Genomic DNA, 15,880 nt, shown 5'->3' on the forward strand with positions numbered 1-15,880 from the left:
TAAGAGCATCCTATGGTTCACATGCACGGCCGCGGCGGCACCGTCCAGATCGATGGTGCCGAATATGACTGGGAGCTCCTGAGCGAGCCCCAACTGTCCTCTTCCGATGGCTGGAAGGGCATGACGGTCGCCTTGCGCCAGCGAGACATGCCGCGCGAAGCCGTGCTGGAATTTCCGACACCAAAGCGCCTGTTGAAAGGACTGCCGAAAGGGCGTTCGCACATCAACGACGCGATCGCCGCGCGAGGGGTGCGAGCGGCATTGGCTGCAGGATGGGACCCGGCTTCGCGCGGCAAGCCGACGGTCTTCATGGTCGATGCCAACGGCGACTAGGCGCGATCGTCCAACCAGTCGGCCCCGATCTCTCCCCGATGCCCCTCCGGCGCCAGCGCGGCGCGCAGGGCCTCCAGCAGGGGCGGCAGCGCCTGGGTGAAGGCGTAGGGCGGATTGACGATGAAAAGGCCCGCGCCGTTATAAATGTCGGGCTGATCGCTGTCGTACAGCCAGTGCTCGACCACCAGAAACTTCGGGATGCCGAGTTTCCGCAACTGCTGCTTCCACCGCACATGCGTGGCGCGGTCCTTGAGCGGATACCAGATCACCGTCACGCCATGCGCCCATTTGCGATGCGCGGCGGCGAGGGTGGACGTGATACGGGCGCGTTCGTCGGTCTGCTCGTACGGCGGGTCGACCACCACGACGCCGCGCGCGGTGCGTGTCGGCAACAGCGCGAGCCAAAGCTCGTAGGCGTCGCGCTGATGCACCGCGGCGGATGTGTCGCGCATCGCGCCGCGCAGGGCATAAACATCTTCGGGATGTTTCTCGTTCAGGATCAGAAAATCCTGCGGGCGCAGAAGCTGCGCCAGAAATCGCGGCGATCCGGGGTAGAGACGCGGCTCGGCCCCCGCATTCACCGCCTGTACGGCGGCGCGATAGTCGTCGAGCAAGGGGTTCGCGTCGGCAAAGGCCCGCAGCACCCCCTGCATGGCCTCGCCGGTGCGTTGGGCCTCATCGCCGCCAAGGTCGTACAGCCCGCAACCGGCATGGGTGTCGATCAGGGTCAGCGCGCCCGGTTTTTGCTGCAAGGCCCGCAAAAGCGCGATCAGCAGGCTGTGCTTTACGACATCGGCGCTGTTGCCGGCATGAAAGCTATGGCGATAATTCATCGTAGTTCAAAATCCCGGCGATTTGCCTCTGCACGCACGACCGGGCGCGAAGGCCGGGCACGAGGCGATGGAAGCAACCAATCCGGTGCCCGTATAGAGTCAGGCGGAAAGCTTCAAAACATTCTGCGCAAGGCCGCAAGCCCGCGTCGGCGATCGTCACCAGCGGCGGAGACACACGCCTCCCGCCGGCACGGGAATGTTCGATCGTCAAGGAGCCCGATGCGATCGCCATTGCCGCAAAGCGCCCGGTCGCCCGATGGCGGGCGAAAATTCATATAACACCGCATTAGCAGAAACCGCGGCGCTTCGACGTCCGCATCTGTCGGTAGCGGACCAGCACCCGCTCGATGTCGAATGGCCTGGATCGGTCGTTTCGTGCCGGTCCTCCCGGTCGCGACGCGATGGGGGAGTCGCAGACGACGCGCAGCGCCGACGGGACCGTCGCGAAGCGAGGGGTGGAGGGGCTGCAACGGCGCGTCATAGCCCCTCCGTCAGCGGCTACGCCGCTGCCACCTCCCCATGGCTTCGCTACAGGGAGGATCTATGCCCGAAACCGCTCAACCCGGCTTTTTGAACCGCAGCACGAACTGGTCGGTCCTGCCCTTGATCGCATCGTCGAACACCGGCAGCGTGTGCGCGTCGGCCTTGTTGACCAGCATCGGGCTCGCGCCCTCGAAGACGAAGCCCGCCGCAAGCACTTCGGCCTTCACCGCCTCGGCGTCGATGCGGTGCAGCGTGTCGACGTCGCGCAGCCCCGATCCCGCCGCCGCGCTATGGTCGAGCACGACATAATAGCCGCCGGGCTTGAGCGCCGCGAACGCCGCCTTGTTGACCTGCTCGGCGGTGTCGGCGGGCACCTTCGGCCCTTTGAGGTCATGATAGTTGCGCGAGGTCCAGACGACGTCGGCGACCCCGGCGGGCGCGATGTCGCCGGGCTTGCCGGCATAGGCCTCGACATTGCCGCGTCCGGGTTCGGCGGCGATCGCCTTCGCGCCCTCGGACGCGCGCAGTTCGGTCGCATAGACCTTGCCCTTCGGCCCGACTGCGTTCGAAAAGATGCGCGTGAAATAGCCTTCGCCGGGCAGGATCTCGACGACGGTATCGCCGCGCTTGATGCGCGCGAACTTGACCATCATCCCGGGCTTGCGGTTGACGTCCTGCGCCTTGTCGGCGGCGGGACGGCCGGGCTCGACGGCGGCGACCTGCGCCTGAGCCGGCGTGACGGGAAGCGCGACCGCGACCCCCGCGACGGCGATCCCGAAGGCGGCGAAAAAATAGCTGGTGCTGCGAAGCAGTGCCGGACGCGACATGATATTCCTCCCTTTGTGGCGACAGATGACAGCAGCTAGACGCCGGCTATCCGCTGATTGGATGCACGCGCGGCCTAGAGAATTTATGCCGGCCCGATGTGTGTTATTCTATCAACACACTTGCCGCGCCGACGAACGGACGAACGGCGCGGCGGATCGCACCAACGGCGCGGGATCGATGCGGCAAATCGGGGTGCGGCGTCAGCCCGCGGGCTTGGGCCGCCGCCGCTCCATCGGCCAGCTCGGCTTGTGTGCGTCGGACAGCCGCTTCGCCTCGGCGGCGTCGATGCCGAGCTCGGTCAGCGCGCGTTCGAGCGCCTGTGCCGGCGGAACCGCGATATCGGGCAGCACGCCGGTGCCCTCCCAATCCTTGCCGGTCGCCGGATCATAGGTGCGTCCGACCGGGATGAAGGCGCCATAACCGCCGCCCAGATCCTCGCCGAAGCCGAAATGATTGGCGCCCGCCGTGGGATCGCCGACCAGCACGCCGCGCCCCGTATGCTTCATCGCGAGCGCGAAATGCTCGGCCGCCGACGCGCTCGCGCCCGAGGTGAGCACATAGACTTTCGCATCGCGCAGCCGCGCGTCGGCATTGGGCGTCGCCCAATGTTCGCGCGTCACCATGCCCGTATCGCCCGCGACCGGCCGCATCGACGGCACCCCGTCGATCGGCGATCCGCCGCGCGCATCGACCGAGGCGCGCGTCGCCATCGTCACCAGCCGCGTTTCCTGGCCGAACAGCCAGGGAAAGATCACGTCCATCTGCGAAAGCCCGCCGCCATTGTGCGTACGGATGTCGAAGATGATCGCCTGGGCATCGGCATGGTCGGCCATGAATTTCGCCGCCTCGGCGGTCACCGCGGCATCGTCGGGAAAGACGTTGAAGCGCACGAAGGCGATGCCCGGCGCGATCCAACCCGGCTGCTCGACCGGCACCTTCTTCGGGCGCGGCGTCGGCGCGGGCGCGCCCGGCGCGGCCCCCGCCGGCGGCGCGGCGAGCGGCGTGCGCAACCGCAGATGCCCGTCGGGCGACACGGCATTGATATCGGCGTCGATCGCGCGGCCGAGTTCCTCGCCGGTCAGCGGCGCATAGCGGCCCGCCTTGATCGCGGCGCGGATCGCAGCGGCGTAACGCTCGCCCGTCGCGGGATAGACATAGTCGCGCGCGAGCAGCGCGGCATAGGCCTCGGCGACCGCGTTCGCGCTGACGGGGGCGGCCTCGTCGGCAGCTTGCGCCGACGACGGTGCGGCGAACGGCAAGGCGGCGGCCAGCAGCAGGGCAGGCAAAAGGCGGCGCGAACACATCATTTTGATCTCCAATCCAACCCCGGTCGGACGAAGGTGTATCACATCGTCAATACAGATCAACTACATTTGTAGTCGACAGCTCTTACGGCTTCTTGCGCGCGTACCAGATAAGGAAAATCCCGACGACCGCGAGCACGGTGCCGTTGCGCGTCCAGGTCGTGTCGCCGAGCATGAAGCTGCTCGCCGGCCAGCGCACGATGTCGAGTCCCTGCAATATCCACAGCCCGCCCATCATGATCGCCGCGATCCCGACGACCGCGATCAAGCCCTTCACTGCCCCCATCTTCGCTCTCCCCTATTTTCGCTGCAGTCCGATCAGCGGCCGCAGCCAGCCGATGCTGCGCCCGATCGCATAGAAAAGCCAGCATCCGATGACGGTCGCCGCGAGCAGGATCAGGAAGGAGGGCAGCGCCGCGACCTGTCCCTTGAGCAGCCACCAGCCGACCACGACGATGATCGTCTGGTGGATGATGTAGAAAGGGAAGACCGCCTCGGCGAGCATCGCGCGCTTGGGGTGGTCGCGGTTCCACTTGGCGTCGGCGATCCCGACCAGCGCGACGATCACCAGCCAGCCGTTGATGTGGCGCGCGACATGATAGGGCAGGAACACCCAGTCGGGTGCGACCGTGTCGCCGGGCCAGGTCGCCTCGATCCACGCGACGGGGACGAACGCGATCAGCCCGACGATCAGCGCGACCTTCCACCATCGCGCCACCGCCTCGAACAGGATCGGCCGCACGCGCAGCAGCCAGCCGATGCCGAAGGCGGCGAGATAATGAAGATGCGACGGCCCGTCGTCGAACAGCCCGTGCGTCTCGTCATGCTCGGGAAAGGCGAGGTAGAGCAGGATCCACCACAGGGCGGGCACGGCGAGCAACCGCCACCCGCCGAGCAGCCGCGCCGCGCCATCGGCGATCCGCGCCCGCGCATTCGCGGGGATCAGCGCCAGCAGCAACGCCGCGAGCATCGTATAGACCCACAGGTAAACGACGAACCACAGATGCTGCCACGTCGGCAGCGCGATGCCGTCGATGAACTGGAAGCCGAAATAATCGTGCAGCCAGAAATGCAGGAAGCCATGGCGGTAGCCATGCTGGCCCGCAAGGTCGATCCACGGCTGCGGCGGGATGATCACGATCATGCCGAACAGCAAGGGGATCAGCAGCCGCGCGCTCCGCGACTTCGCGAACCCGCTCGGCCCGCCGAGCTTCGCGAACAGCGCCGCGCTCGCATAGCCCGACACGAGGAACAGCAAGGCCAGCCGCCAGCTGTTCGTCGCCAGCATCGGGATCGCCACCCAGTCGAGCGGCGCGGCGATCTTCACATGCCAGCCCCACGGCACGAAATACATGCCGATATGATAGAGGATCAGCAGCGCGAACGCCCCGATGCGGAGCCAGTCCATCCCGTAATGGCGTTGCGCGGTCATGCCGGTCCCCTTACCCGTTCTCCTCCCCTCCCGCAGGCGGGAGGGGCAACGAGGCTTGCCAGCTTGCTGGCTAGCCGCAGTGGGGTGGGCTGGCAACGGCGCGTCAAAGGCCCACCCCGCTGCGACTAACGAACAAGTTCGTAAGTCTCGCTCCCCTCCCGCCTGCGGGAGGGGGTAAGGGAGTCCTTGCCTACTTCAACACCCGCCACGCCAGCTCGGCGAACTCGCACAGCAAAGGCCGCGTATCGCGCGGGTCGATGATATCCTCGACGCCATATTTCTCCGCGGTCCGGAACGGCGATCGCACCCGGTTCAGCCGCGCACGGATCGCTTCGAGATGCGCCGCCGGGTCCTCGGCCGCCTCGAGCTCGCTCTTGTACGCGACCTCGACCCCGCCCTCGATCGGCAGGCTGCCCCAGTCGCCCGACGGCCAGGCGAAGCGGTACTGGAAGCGCTCGGCGTTCGACATCGCGCTCCCGGCGATCCCGTAAGCGCGCCGCACCACCACCGACGCCAGCGGCACCGATGCGCGATAGATCGCGTTCATCGCCTGCACTCCGTAACGGATCGTCCCCGTCCTTTCGGCCTCGCCGCCGATCATGAAGCCCGGATTGTCGACCAGATGCACGATCGGCAGCCGGAACTGGTCGGCCATCTTCACGAAACGCTCGGCCTTCTCGCTCGTCTTCGCATCCCACGACCCGCCGAGGAACGAGGGGTCGCTCGCGAGCACCGCGACCGGATAACCGTCGAGCCGCGCAAAGGCGGTGATTACCGCCCGTCCCCAGCGCGCGCCCATCTCGAAAAAGCTGCCCTGGTCGAACACCGCATTCGCGATGCGCCGCATCGAATAGACCATCTTCGCCTCGCGCGGCACGACCGAGAGCAGGCTCTCCTCGCGCCGCCCGACCGGGTCGCGGCATTCGGTCCGCGCCGCGCGCTCGTGGATCGACGAGGGCAGGTACGACAGGAACCGCCGCGCCGCCGCAAAGGCCTCGGCCTCGCTCGCCACCTCGTCGTCGACCACGCCGTTGCGCGTATGGACATCGACCCCGCCCAGCTCCTCGCGATCGAGCGTATCGCCGATTGCCGCCGCGACCGCCGGCCCCGCCGCGAACAATTGCGACAGCCCGCGCACCATGATGCTGTAATGGCTCGCCACCACCCGCGCCGCGCCCAGCCCCGCCGTCGGCCCGAGCGCGAGCGCGACCACCGGCACGGTGTCGAGATTGGCGATGATCTGGTCCCAGCCGGGCACCGCGGGGATATAGGTATAGCCCATATCCTCCAGCGTCTTGACCGACCCGCCGCCGCCGGTGCCGTCGATCATGCGGATCAGCGGCAGGCGATATTCATGCGCCATCGCCTCGCACTGGACGAACTTCCGGTGCAGCGCCGCATCGGCCGCGCCGCCGCGCACGGTGAAATCGTCGGCACTGGCGACCACCGGCCGCCCGTCCACATTGGCGCGCCCGAAGATGAAGTTCGACGCCGCCAGATCCTCGAGTTCGCCGTCCGCGCCATAGCGCCCGCGCCCCGCGATCTTGCCGATCTCGCGAAAGCTGCCGGGGTCGACGATCGCCGCGAGCCGCGCCCGCGCGTCCATCTTGCCGCGCCCATGCTGGCGCGCGACCTTTTCTTCCCCGCCCATCTTCTCGGCCATCGCGCGGCGGAGCCCAAGCTCTTCGACTTCTTTTTTCCAGCTCATGGGCGGAAGGCTATCTTACGTTGACGGAAACGTCATGCAAAACCTATCGTCGGTGCATGACGCGCCCAATCGCCCCCGCTCTTGCTCTCGCCTTCGCCGCCCTGCTGCTCCCGCTGGCGCCCGTTGCGGCGAGCGAGGATGCCCCGCTGCGCAACATCCCCGGGGTCGAGCAACCCTATGAAACCACGGCCTTCGATCCCGCGGCCGACGCGATGGCCGCCGTCGATTCCGCGCTCGCCGCCGCGCGCCAGTCGGGCAAGCGCGTGCTGCTCGTGATGGGGTCGAACGACTGCCACGACAGCGCGTGGTTCGCCAATGCGGTGACCAGCGCCGACCTCGCCGCGACGCTCGCAGCCCGCTACCATATCGTCTTCGTCGACATCGGCATGCCGCAGGTCGGGCGCGGCGAGAACCCCGAGGTGCCGGCGCGCTTCGGCTTCAAAAAGATCAAGGGCACCCCGACCGTCGCGATCCTCGACGCGCGCGGCCATGTGCTCAACCGCAAGGCGGCGCCCAAATGGCGCAACGCCGCGAGCCGCAACATGCAAGAGATCCAGACCGAATTGATGCAATAAAGGGAGAGAGACATGACCGGGATGAACCTTGCGGGGCGCACCGCGCTCGTCACCGGCGCCTCGCGCGGCATCGGCCGCGGCATCGCGCTCACGCTGGCAAAGGCCGGCGCCGACATCGCGGTGAACTACACCCGCGACGCCGATGCCGCCGCCGCGACCGTCGCCGACATCGAAGCGCTGGGGCGCAAGGCGAAGGCGTATCAGGCGTCGGTCACCGACGAGGACGCCTGTGCCGCGATGGTCGCGGGGATCGAGGCCGACTTCGGCCCGATGTCGATCCTCATCAACAACGCCGGCATCGCGAGCCGCGGCAAGACAGTCGCCGACACCGACCCCGCCGAACTCGAACGCGTCATCGCGACCCACGCGCTCGGCCCGCACCGCGTCAGCCGCCTCGCGCTGCCGCAGCTGCGCACCCACGCCCGCAGCGACATCATCGTCATTTCCAGCGTCGCGACGCTCAGCCACAGCGCCAATGGCGCGCCCTACAATATGGGCAAGGCGGCGGGCGAAGCGCTCGCGCTGACGCTCGCGAAGGAAGAAATGAAGAACGGCATCCGCGTCAACATCGTCGCACCCTCGCTGACCGTCAGCGACATGGGCGACAAGCTCGCGCGCGCGATCACCGGCCAGGACGACATCCACCACCTCGACAGCAAATTCCCCTTCGGCCGCGTCTCGCTGCCCGAGGATGTCGCCGCGGCGGTGCTGTGGTTCGTCAGCGACGCCAACCCCTATTGCTCGGGGCAGAAGCTCAACATCGACGGCGCGGGCATGGCGACGTTTCGGTGATACTTCCCCTCTCCCCTTGAGGGAGAGGGTTGCGAAGACTTGCGAGCTTGCTCGCTAGTCATAGCTGGGTGAGGGGTATGCGAGCCAAGGGCTCGCGCGGCGCCAAGCGCCGCTCACCCTAACCCAGCTTCGCCTAAAGTAAGCTATCGCCGCAATTCCATCATTAGGGCCCCCATTGCCCAAACCCTCTGACCCACTTCTCTGATTCACCCCATCCGATCAGGTAATCATCCATGTTGTGGGCCAACAAAAAATTTGCGCCCCTATCAAATACGTGAAATTCAAACCCAGAAGAATTATCCAGAGCATGTCTAAGAGTATCTCCACTCTCGAATATCCATATCCTGTCCAGTCGAGACGTGCATATCATGCATTCGATGTTTCTGGTGTAATCACAGATCAGATTCCACCCGTCGCTCCTATACACACCGTCAGGAACATCATCCTCTTCCCACGCAGGAATTCCGTTTCTCAAATTTGTACCGAATTTTTTATCAATATGCGAAAAATACGCTCTATTTTCACCAGAAAACAAAATCGTTCCAAAATCGTTCAGGGCATTAATCGCGGGGTATTCCATCCAACATGAGCCTTATACTTGCTATTTATTAAGGTGTTATCTCACCAAAAATCTATGCCTCTACCAGCTTACCTCGCCTTTTCACCTGCGCTACCACAGACGGCATTGCCTCCTAGATTATTCCCTCGCCACATCTCGCGACTGTTACGAAAAACTATCAACTACACCAAAGGCTCGCAATGGCGATTCACCCCCGCCAACTCTTGCTGTACGCCCCCGCCATGCGCCCCGATTCGCCCTCGCCCCTGATCCCCTTCCTGATCGCCTGCGCGGGGATCGCGACCTTCTCGGCGATGGACGTGCTGATGAAGGGGCTGTCGATCGACCTTGGCGCCTATAACGCGGTGCTCTGGCGCACTGGCACCGGCACGCTCGTCAGCGGCGCCGTCTATTTCTCGCTGCGTCCCGCCTGGCCCGACCGCGCGACGATGACGATCCACGCGTGGCGCTCGCTGTTCGTCGCGGGCATGGCGCTCTGCTTTTTCTGGGCGCTCGCGCGGTTGCCGATGGCGGAGGCGATCGCGCTCGCCTTCGTCGCGCCGCTGATGGCGCTCTACATGGCCGCGATCTTCCTCGGCGAAAAGATCGGCCCGCGCTCGGTCATGGCCTCGCTGCTCGGCCTCGCAGGGGTGATCGTCATCGTCGCGGGCAAGCTCGGCGGCAGCGCCTATTCGGACGAGGCGCTGCTCGCGGTCGGCGCGGTCTTCCTGTCGGCGATCTTCTACGCCTACAACCTCATCCTCGCGCGGCGGCAGGCGAAGATGGCCGAGCCGCTCGAAATCGCCTTTTTCCAGAATTTCTTCGTCGCCGCGATCCTCGCGCTCGGCGCGCCCTGGTTCGCGGCGGTGCCGAGCGGCGACCATGCCCCGCACATCCTCGGCGCCGCGATCCTCGCGACGACCTCGCTCCTGCTCCTCAGCTGGGCCTATGCCCGCGCCGAGACGCAGATCCTCGCGACCACCGAATATACCGGCTTCCTCTGGGCGATGCTCTTCGGCTGGGTCTTCTTCAACGAGCCGGTGACCTGGCCGACGATCGCCGGCGCGGTGCTCATCGTCATCGCCTGCCTCATCGTCGCGCGCAAGGTGCCGCATAGCGATCCGGTCGAGCCGGCGGCGGCCTAGAAAAATTATCTCACACAAAGGCACAAAGGCACGAAGAGGTCGAGCTTGCCGCGAAGCGGCCTTTGCCCTCGACGGCGCGCCAATCGCAACATCCGAGCGAAAATGGGGCCTATCGGCCCCGACCAGCCTCTTCGTGCCTTTGTGCCTTTGTGTGAGTCAAAAATTCACACCGCCGCGCGCGAAAGCCGGTCGTTGATCGCAGCACCCAAGCCATCCTGCGGGATCGCCGCAACCGCGATTCTGGTCTTCGGACTCGCCGCACCCGCATGCAGCGCATCGAACAGCCGCGCCGCCGCCTCGGTCAAATCGCCCGCCGCGCTCAGCTGGTAATCGCCGCGCACCGCGCCGAACCCGATGCCATATTCGTCGCCCGCAAAGCCCGTCGCGCCCAACCGCACCGGCTTGCCCGGCGCATAATGGCTCGCGAGCATCCCCGGCGCGACGATCTCCGATCCTTGGGTCCCGGTCACCGCCAAGCCCGACGCCTCGGCCAGCATCGCCGCCGTCACCGGCCCCGGGCGCAAGATTTCGACCGCACCGTCGCTGACGCGCGCGATCGTCGATTCGACCCCCGCGCTGGTCGGCCCGCCGTCGATCACCAGCGCGATCCGCCCGTCGAGGGTCGCGAGCACATGGTCGGCCTTCGTCGGGCTCACCCCGCCGCTCGCATTGGCGCTCGGCGCAGCCAAAGGCGCGCCGCTCTCGGCAAGCAACGCCTGCATCGCGCGATGCCCCGGCACCCGAAGCGCGATCGTATCGAGCCCCGCCGTCGCGATGCTCGCCACCGGGCAATCGGCGCTGCGCGGCACCACCAAAGTTAGCGGCCCCGGCCAGAAATGCGCCGCGAGCTTGCGCTCGACCGCGCCGAACACCCCCAGCTTCTCCGCCGCCGCAAGGCCCGGCACATGCACGATCAGCGGGTTGAAGTCGGGCCGCCCCTTCGCCGCATAGATGCGCGCCACCGCCGCCGCGTTGCGCGCGTCGGCGGCAAGCCCGTAAACCGTCTCGGTCGGCACCGCGACCGGCTCGCCCGCTGCCACCCGCTCGACGGCGCGCGCTATCGCATCCGTGTTAAACGGCAGCGTCTCGGTCGCGATGCGCTCGTTGCTTTGACCCTCGGCCATGCCGCGCTATAGCGCCGCCACCTGTGGAATCATCCCTAAAAGGGGAACCAAAGCCTTGACCTACACGCCGCCGACCACCGAACAGCTTTTCGTCCTCGACCATATCGCGCGCGTCGACGCGATGGCGCAGCACGAACGCTTCGCCGACGCGACCCCCGACATGGTCGAGGCGATCGTCACCGGCATCGGCGAGTTTGCCGCGGAAGTTTACGCCCCGCTCAACCGCGTCGGCGACGTCAACAACCCCAAATGGGCCGACGGCAAGGTCACCATGCCCCCGGGCTTCAGGGACGCGTATCGCCAGTTCGTCGACGCCGGCTGGGGCAGCATCGACGGCCCGACCGAATATGGCGGCCAAGGCCTGCCCTTCACCCTCGCAACCGTGGTGATCGAGGCGCTCGGCAGCGCCGACATGGGCTTCACCCTCTGCAACATCCTCACCCCCGGCGCGATCCACGCGCTGATGGCCTATGGCACCGAGGACCAGCGCCAGAGCTGGTTGCCCAAGCTGGTCTCGGGCGCGTGGAACGGCACGATGAACCTCACCGAGCCCGCCGCGGGCAGCGACGTCGGCGCGCTGCGCTCGACCGCCGAAAAGGTGACAGAGGGCGACAACGCCGGCCTCTACCGGATCAAGGGGCAAAAGATTTTCATCACCTTCGGCGAGCATGACCTCACCGACAATATCGTCCATCTCGTCCTCGCGCGCACCCCGGGCGCGCCCGAGGGGACGCGCGGCATCTCGCTCTTCCTCGTCCCCAAATATCGCCTCGACGCCGATGGCAATCCGACGATCAGTAACGGCGTCCAGTGCGCCTCGATCGAGCACAAGCTCGGCATCCACGGCTCGCCGACCGCGGTGATGGTCTATGGCGAGGACGAGGACTGCCTCGGCGAGATCGTCGGCGCCGAAATGGGCGGCATGCGCGCGATGTTCGTGATGATGAACAACGCCCGCCTGATGGTCGGCTGCCAAGGCGTCCAGATCGCCGAGCGCGCAACGCAGCAGGCGCAGCGCTTCGCCGCCGAGCGCGTCCAGTCGGCGCTTGCCGGCGGCACCGACCGCAACCCCGTAACGATCGACCAGCATCCCGACGTCCGCCGCATGCTGTGGCGGATGCGCGCGCAGACCGAGGCCGCGCGCGCGCTTACCTATTATGCCGCCGCGCAAATCGACTTCGGCAAGCTGGGCGACGAGGGCGCCGCCGCGCGTGCCGAAATCCTCATCCCGCTGGTCAAGGCGCACGCCACCGACATCGGCTGCGAGGTCGCCAGCCTCGGTATCCAGGTCCATGGCGGCATGGGCTTCATCGAGGAAACCGGCGCCGCGCAGCATTATCGCGACGCGCGCATCGCGCCGATCTACGAAGGCACCAACGGCATCCAGGCGGCGGATTTGGTCGGCCGCAAGCTCGGCATGGCGGGCGGCGACCTCGTCCGCGGGCTGATCGACGACGTCGCGCATGGCGCGTCGGACTTTCCCGAATTGCAGCAGCTCGTCGACGCCTGCCGCGCGGTCACCGACTGGATGGTGTCGGCCCCGACGGGCGACCGGCTCGCGGGCAGCTACCCCTATCTCACCATGCTCGCGACCGCGACCTGCGGCTGGCTGATGGCGCTGCAGCATCGGGCCGCCAGGACCGCGCTCGAAGAGGGCCATGGCGACGCCGCCTTCCTCGCCGCCAAGATCGCCTCGACGCGCTTCTACCTGCAGCAGATCGTCCCCGTGGCGACCGGCCTCGCCCCCTCGGCGCTCGCCGGCGACGCGGCGCTGCCGGCCTTTTAGGCATTGCGCTGGCCGCCCTGTTTCGGATGGGGCGGCCGGGTTCGGGAAAGCGGTAACCACCCCCGAAAACCGCGCGGCATCGTTAACCATTAACGCGATGATAACCATCGGAGCCTAGGCACGTCCGGTAGTCGGTGGAGACGTGCGCGCGTGCCAATTGGTGTCAACAGGATGATCGTCAGCTGGCGCACCCTCGGGCTCGCGCTGCTGCTCAGCATCATCGTGGGTTTTTCGGGCGCCGGCGAACTCCCCGACCGGGTGATCGCGATGGCGACCAGCCGGCTCGGCGACCGCCCGGTTTCGGGCGATATCGTCATCGTCGCGCTCGACGACCGCACGCTCGGCCAGACCCCCGGCGGCAATTTCTCGATGACCCAATATGGCGAGGTCATCAGCGCGATCGACAAGGCCGGCGCCAAGCGCATGTTTCTCGATTTCTATTTCGACCGCCGCGAATCGGACCCCGATTTCTCGCGGCTCACCGACGCGGTAAAGAAAATGGGCGACCGCGCGGTGCTCGCGGTCGCGACCAAGTCGATGCCCGGCACCGACCGCAGCCGCTCGATCTTCCCCAACCCTGCCTTCGGCGAAAAGGCCCAGCTCGCCAGCATCGCCTGGGATTTCGAATTCTGGCAGGTGTGGAGCGTCCCGATCACCTATATCGCCGACGGTCGCAAGCTGCCCAGCTTCGCCTCGCTGCTCGGCGGCAAGACCTCGGCCGAGCCGAAAAGCTTCCGCCTCGATTTCTCCTACGACACCAACAGCATCCCGCAATATGGCGCCGCCGACCTGCTGGCGGGGCGCGTCGGCGCGGCGCAGCTCCGCGGCAAGGACGTCATTTTCGCGCCGACCGCCTCGACCTTCCAGGATGCGCATTACCTCCCCGGCCACGACCTCGTCCCCGGCGCCTATATCCACCTGATCGCGGGCGAGACGCTCAAGCGCGGCAACCCCGTCGATATCGGCTGGCTGCCCGCGCTGCTGCTCACCGCCATCGGCCTCTGCGTCGCGCTGCTGCCGCGCTTCCAGCGCTGGTACGTCCCCGCCGCACTCGCCGCGGTCGGGGTGCTCGTGGTCGCCAAGATCCTGCTCGCGACGATGCTCGTCACCACCTCGATCGGCGCCTCGCTGTTCCTGATCGCCGCGGTCAGCGCCAATGTCAGCCGCAAACGCCGCCGCTTCTCCGCCCAGCGCGAGAACCCCGTCTCGGGCCTCCCCAATTTCGAAGCGCTGCGCGCGCAGCCCGCCTTCGGCAGCGCGACCGTCATCGCCGCAAAGCTCGTCAATTTCGAGGATCTCGCCGCCTTCCTCCCCGGCGAGGGCAGCCAGCAGCTCGTCGACCAGGTCGCGCGCCGGCTGACGCTCGCCTGCCACGGCACCCAGCTCCACCACGATCTCGACGGCACCTTCGCGTGGCTCGTCCCCTATTATCAGCACAGCCAGATCGAGGGGCATCTCGCGGGCCTCGCCGCGCTGTTCAACGCCCCGCTGACGATCGGCGAGCTGCGCGTCGACGTCGCTATCGCCTTCGGGGTCAATGACGAGTTCGAAGGATCGAACGCGCAGCGCCTCGCCGCATCGCTCGTCGCCGCCGAGCGCGCGATCCGCACTCGGGCGCTGTGGACCAAATATTCGCCGCGGCAAAAGGAAGACGCCGGCTGGCAGCTCAGCTTCCACTCGCAGCTCGAGGACGCGCTCACCGGCGGCGACATCTGGGTCGCCTTCCAGCCGCAGTACGACATCCGCACCCGCGACCTCGTCGGGGTCGAGGCGCTCGCGCGCTGGACGCACCCGACGCGCGGGCCGATCCCGCCCGACGAGTTCATCGTCCAGGCCGAAAAGAGCCAGGACATCTACCGCCTCACATTGTTCGTGATGGATCAGGCGATCCGCTCGGCGGCGCAGCTGCGCGACCGCGGGCTCAAGATCAACATGTCGGTCAACCTCTCGGCAACCTTGCTCGACCATGCCGACCTCGTCGGCACGATCCGCGTCATGCTCACCGCGCATCATTTGCCCGCCGAAATGCTGACGATCGAGATCACAGAAACCGCGCAGATCGAAAACAGCCGCCAGGCGCGCCAGACCCTCGCGCAATTGCGCCGCGCGGGCATCCGCCTGTCGATCGACGACTATGGCACCGGCCAGTCGAACCTCGAATATCTGACCGAGATCGAGGCCGACGAAATCAAGATCGACAAGCGCTTCGTGATGACGATGCGCGATTCGCAGCGCAACTTCGAAGTGGTGAAGTCGACCATCGACCTGGCGCACCGCCTCGGCGCCGTTGCGGTCGCCGAAGGCATTGAGGACGCCCCGACGATGGCGCTGCTCGAAGAGCTCGGCTGCGACGTCGGCCAGGGCTATCATCTTGGCAAACCGCAACTATTTACCGAACTCACGACCTCGCTCGCGACCTCCCCGCACAGCCGCTCCGCCTAATCGTTACCAAAACGGTAACATTATTAGTTAAGACTCGATTTACCATGCCTCTTAAGGTATATGCTGCGTTAACTGCTCCTCGTGGGTAGTGCAGACGTGCATCTAGGAGACATCCCATGGGTTGGTTCTACAGGTGGATGGGCGGCGGCGGCACCGGTAGCGGTGGTGGCCAGGCCTGATCCGAAAGAAATAGAGAAAGGGCCTCGGCATCGCCGGGGCCTTTTTTCATTTGGGGTCCGGGAATTTGCGCGCGGCGAAGACGGTTAACGACCGGCGCCGGGCGGGAGCGGACATTCGGCCTTCCTCACGTCGGACTCGATCCAGAATCCCGCTTCTTCGCCGTCGGCGAAATAGATCTCACGCAAAGGCGCAAAGGCGCAAAGGCGCCAAGAAGACGATCTCACACCAAGACACGAAGGGGCCGGATCACCCCGCAGGCGATGCCCGTCGCCGCAGGCGACCCTGTAAAGCGCTGCGCGCGGGCAAGCACACAGCGTGTCGCGGCTCGACTGCCCTCTTTGTGTCTTTGTGTGAGG

The 15,880-nt window shown here is 66.4% G+C and carries 14 protein-coding genes; 6 read left to right on the forward strand and 8 right to left on the reverse strand.

What is annotated here, in order from left to right:
• Window positions 1–12: 12 nt before the first annotated feature.
• Window positions 13–333 carry a hypothetical protein gene (locus B1A78_RS09410; RefSeq protein ID WP_077146712.1) on the forward strand — a complete coding sequence of 107 codons (321 nt, stop codon included), beginning with the start codon at window positions 13–15 and terminating at the stop codon, window positions 331–333.
• On the opposite strand, the gene B1A78_RS09415 is transcribed toward B1A78_RS09410, so the two are convergent.
• The 6 genes from B1A78_RS09415 to B1A78_RS09440 form a co-directional block, all read right to left on the reverse strand.
• Window positions 330–1,166, reverse strand: coding sequence for a 23S rRNA (adenine(2030)-N(6))-methyltransferase RlmJ (locus tag B1A78_RS09415; RefSeq protein WP_077146713.1), 837 nt, complete (start codon window positions 1,164–1,166; stop codon window positions 330–332). The genes B1A78_RS09410 and B1A78_RS09415 overlap by 4 nt on opposite strands.
• Window positions 1,167–1,723: 557 nt before the next feature.
• A complete protein-coding gene (locus tag B1A78_RS09420; protein WP_077146714.1) occupies window positions 1,724–2,476 on the reverse strand; it encodes a class I SAM-dependent methyltransferase in 753 nt (250 codons plus the stop codon).
• Between the two features lie 201 nt (window positions 2,477–2,677).
• Window positions 2,678–3,784, reverse strand: a complete 1,107-nt coding sequence (locus B1A78_RS09425; RefSeq protein ID WP_144037749.1) for a S41 family peptidase — start codon at window positions 3,782–3,784, stop codon at window positions 2,678–2,680.
• 82 nt (window positions 3,785–3,866) lie between these two features.
• Window positions 3,867–4,067: a hypothetical protein gene (locus B1A78_RS09430; protein WP_077146716.1), complete on the reverse strand. Its 201-nt coding sequence runs from the start codon at window positions 4,065–4,067 to the stop codon at window positions 3,867–3,869.
• Window positions 4,068–4,079: 12 nt separating this feature from the next.
• A complete protein-coding gene (locus B1A78_RS09435; protein WP_077146717.1) occupies window positions 4,080–5,213 on the reverse strand; it encodes an acyltransferase family protein in 1,134 nt (377 codons plus the stop codon).
• A 190-nt stretch (window positions 5,214–5,403) separates the two neighbouring features.
• The gene (locus B1A78_RS09440; RefSeq protein ID WP_077146718.1) at window positions 5,404–6,921 is read right to left on the reverse strand and encodes an acyl-CoA carboxylase subunit beta; all 1,518 of its coding nucleotides are present in this window, start codon (window positions 6,919–6,921) and stop codon (window positions 5,404–5,406) included.
• 56 nt (window positions 6,922–6,977) lie between these two features.
• Here B1A78_RS09440 and B1A78_RS09445 point away from each other — a divergent pair, with 56 nt between their 5' ends.
• Both B1A78_RS09445 and B1A78_RS09450 read left to right on the forward strand, forming a co-directional pair.
• Window positions 6,978–7,496 (forward strand): thioredoxin family protein, encoded by a 519-nt coding sequence (locus B1A78_RS09445; protein WP_077146719.1) that lies wholly within the window; start codon window positions 6,978–6,980, stop codon window positions 7,494–7,496.
• Between the two features lie 12 nt (window positions 7,497–7,508).
• Window positions 7,509–8,288, forward strand: a complete 780-nt coding sequence (locus B1A78_RS09450) for an SDR family NAD(P)-dependent oxidoreductase (protein WP_083734006.1) — start codon at window positions 7,509–7,511, stop codon at window positions 8,286–8,288.
• 163 nt (window positions 8,289–8,451) lie between these two features.
• Here the strand turns inward: B1A78_RS09450 and B1A78_RS22265 are convergent, their stop codons facing one another.
• Entirely contained in the window at window positions 8,452–8,868 is a 417-nt protein-coding gene (locus tag B1A78_RS22265; protein WP_144037750.1) for a hypothetical protein, read from the reverse strand.
• Between the two features lie 221 nt (window positions 8,869–9,089).
• Between B1A78_RS22265 and B1A78_RS09455 the strand changes: the two genes are divergently transcribed.
• Complete coding sequence (locus B1A78_RS09455) at window positions 9,090–9,992, forward strand: DMT family transporter (RefSeq protein ID WP_077146720.1); 903 nt, start codon at window positions 9,090–9,092, stop codon at window positions 9,990–9,992.
• Window positions 9,993–10,156: 164 nt separating this feature from the next.
• Here the strand turns inward: B1A78_RS09455 and B1A78_RS09460 are convergent, their stop codons facing one another.
• Window positions 10,157–11,116: an L-threonylcarbamoyladenylate synthase gene (locus B1A78_RS09460; RefSeq protein ID WP_077146721.1), complete on the reverse strand. Its 960-nt coding sequence runs from the start codon at window positions 11,114–11,116 to the stop codon at window positions 10,157–10,159.
• 55 nt (window positions 11,117–11,171) lie between these two features.
• Here B1A78_RS09460 and B1A78_RS09465 point away from each other — a divergent pair, with 55 nt between their 5' ends.
• The gene (locus tag B1A78_RS09465; RefSeq protein ID WP_077146722.1) at window positions 11,172–12,902 is read left to right on the forward strand and encodes an acyl-CoA dehydrogenase; all 1,731 of its coding nucleotides are present in this window, start codon (window positions 11,172–11,174) and stop codon (window positions 12,900–12,902) included.
• A gap of 171 nt (window positions 12,903–13,073) precedes the next feature.
• Window positions 13,074–15,344, forward strand: a complete 2,271-nt coding sequence (locus B1A78_RS09470; RefSeq protein WP_256837566.1) for an EAL domain-containing protein — start codon at window positions 13,074–13,076, stop codon at window positions 15,342–15,344.
• The last annotated feature ends 536 nt before the right edge of the window (window positions 15,345–15,880 follow it).

It is taken from the genome of Sphingopyxis sp. KK2 (assembly GCF_001990265.1).
GTDB lineage: Bacteria > Pseudomonadota > Alphaproteobacteria > Sphingomonadales > Sphingomonadaceae > Sphingopyxis.

Bases quoted from the DNA above. Each gene is read 5' to 3' on its own strand.
- B1A78_RS09410 (WP_077146712.1), top strand. From the start codon at position 13: ATGGTTCACATGCACGGCCGCGGCGGCACCGTCCAGATCGATGGTGCC.
- B1A78_RS09415 (WP_077146713.1), bottom strand. From the start codon at position 1,166: ATGAATTATCGCCATAGCTTTCATGCCGGCAACAGCGCCGATGTCGTA.
- B1A78_RS09420 (WP_077146714.1), bottom strand. From the start codon at position 2,476: ATGTCGCGTCCGGCACTGCTTCGCAGCACCAGCTATTTTTTCGCCGCC.
- B1A78_RS09425 (WP_144037749.1), bottom strand. From the start codon at position 3,784: ATGATGTGTTCGCGCCGCCTTTTGCCTGCCCTGCTGCTGGCCGCCGCC.
- B1A78_RS09430 (WP_077146716.1), bottom strand. From the start codon at position 4,067: ATGGGGGCAGTGAAGGGCTTGATCGCGGTCGTCGGGATCGCGGCGATC.
- B1A78_RS09435 (WP_077146717.1), bottom strand. From the start codon at position 5,213: ATGACCGCGCAACGCCATTACGGGATGGACTGGCTCCGCATCGGGGCG.
- B1A78_RS09440 (WP_077146718.1), bottom strand. From the start codon at position 6,921: ATGAGCTGGAAAAAAGAAGTCGAAGAGCTTGGGCTCCGCCGCGCGATG.
- B1A78_RS09445 (WP_077146719.1), top strand. From the start codon at position 6,978: ATGACGCGCCCAATCGCCCCCGCTCTTGCTCTCGCCTTCGCCGCCCTG.
- B1A78_RS09450 (WP_083734006.1), top strand. From the start codon at position 7,509: ATGACCGGGATGAACCTTGCGGGGCGCACCGCGCTCGTCACCGGCGCC.
- B1A78_RS22265 (WP_144037750.1), bottom strand. From the start codon at position 8,868: ATGGAATACCCCGCGATTAATGCCCTGAACGATTTTGGAACGATTTTG.
- B1A78_RS09455 (WP_077146720.1), top strand. From the start codon at position 9,090: ATGCGCCCCGATTCGCCCTCGCCCCTGATCCCCTTCCTGATCGCCTGC.
- B1A78_RS09460 (WP_077146721.1), bottom strand. From the start codon at position 11,116: ATGGCCGAGGGTCAAAGCAACGAGCGCATCGCGACCGAGACGCTGCCG.
- B1A78_RS09470 (WP_256837566.1), top strand. From the start codon at position 13,074: ATGATCGTCAGCTGGCGCACCCTCGGGCTCGCGCTGCTGCTCAGCATC.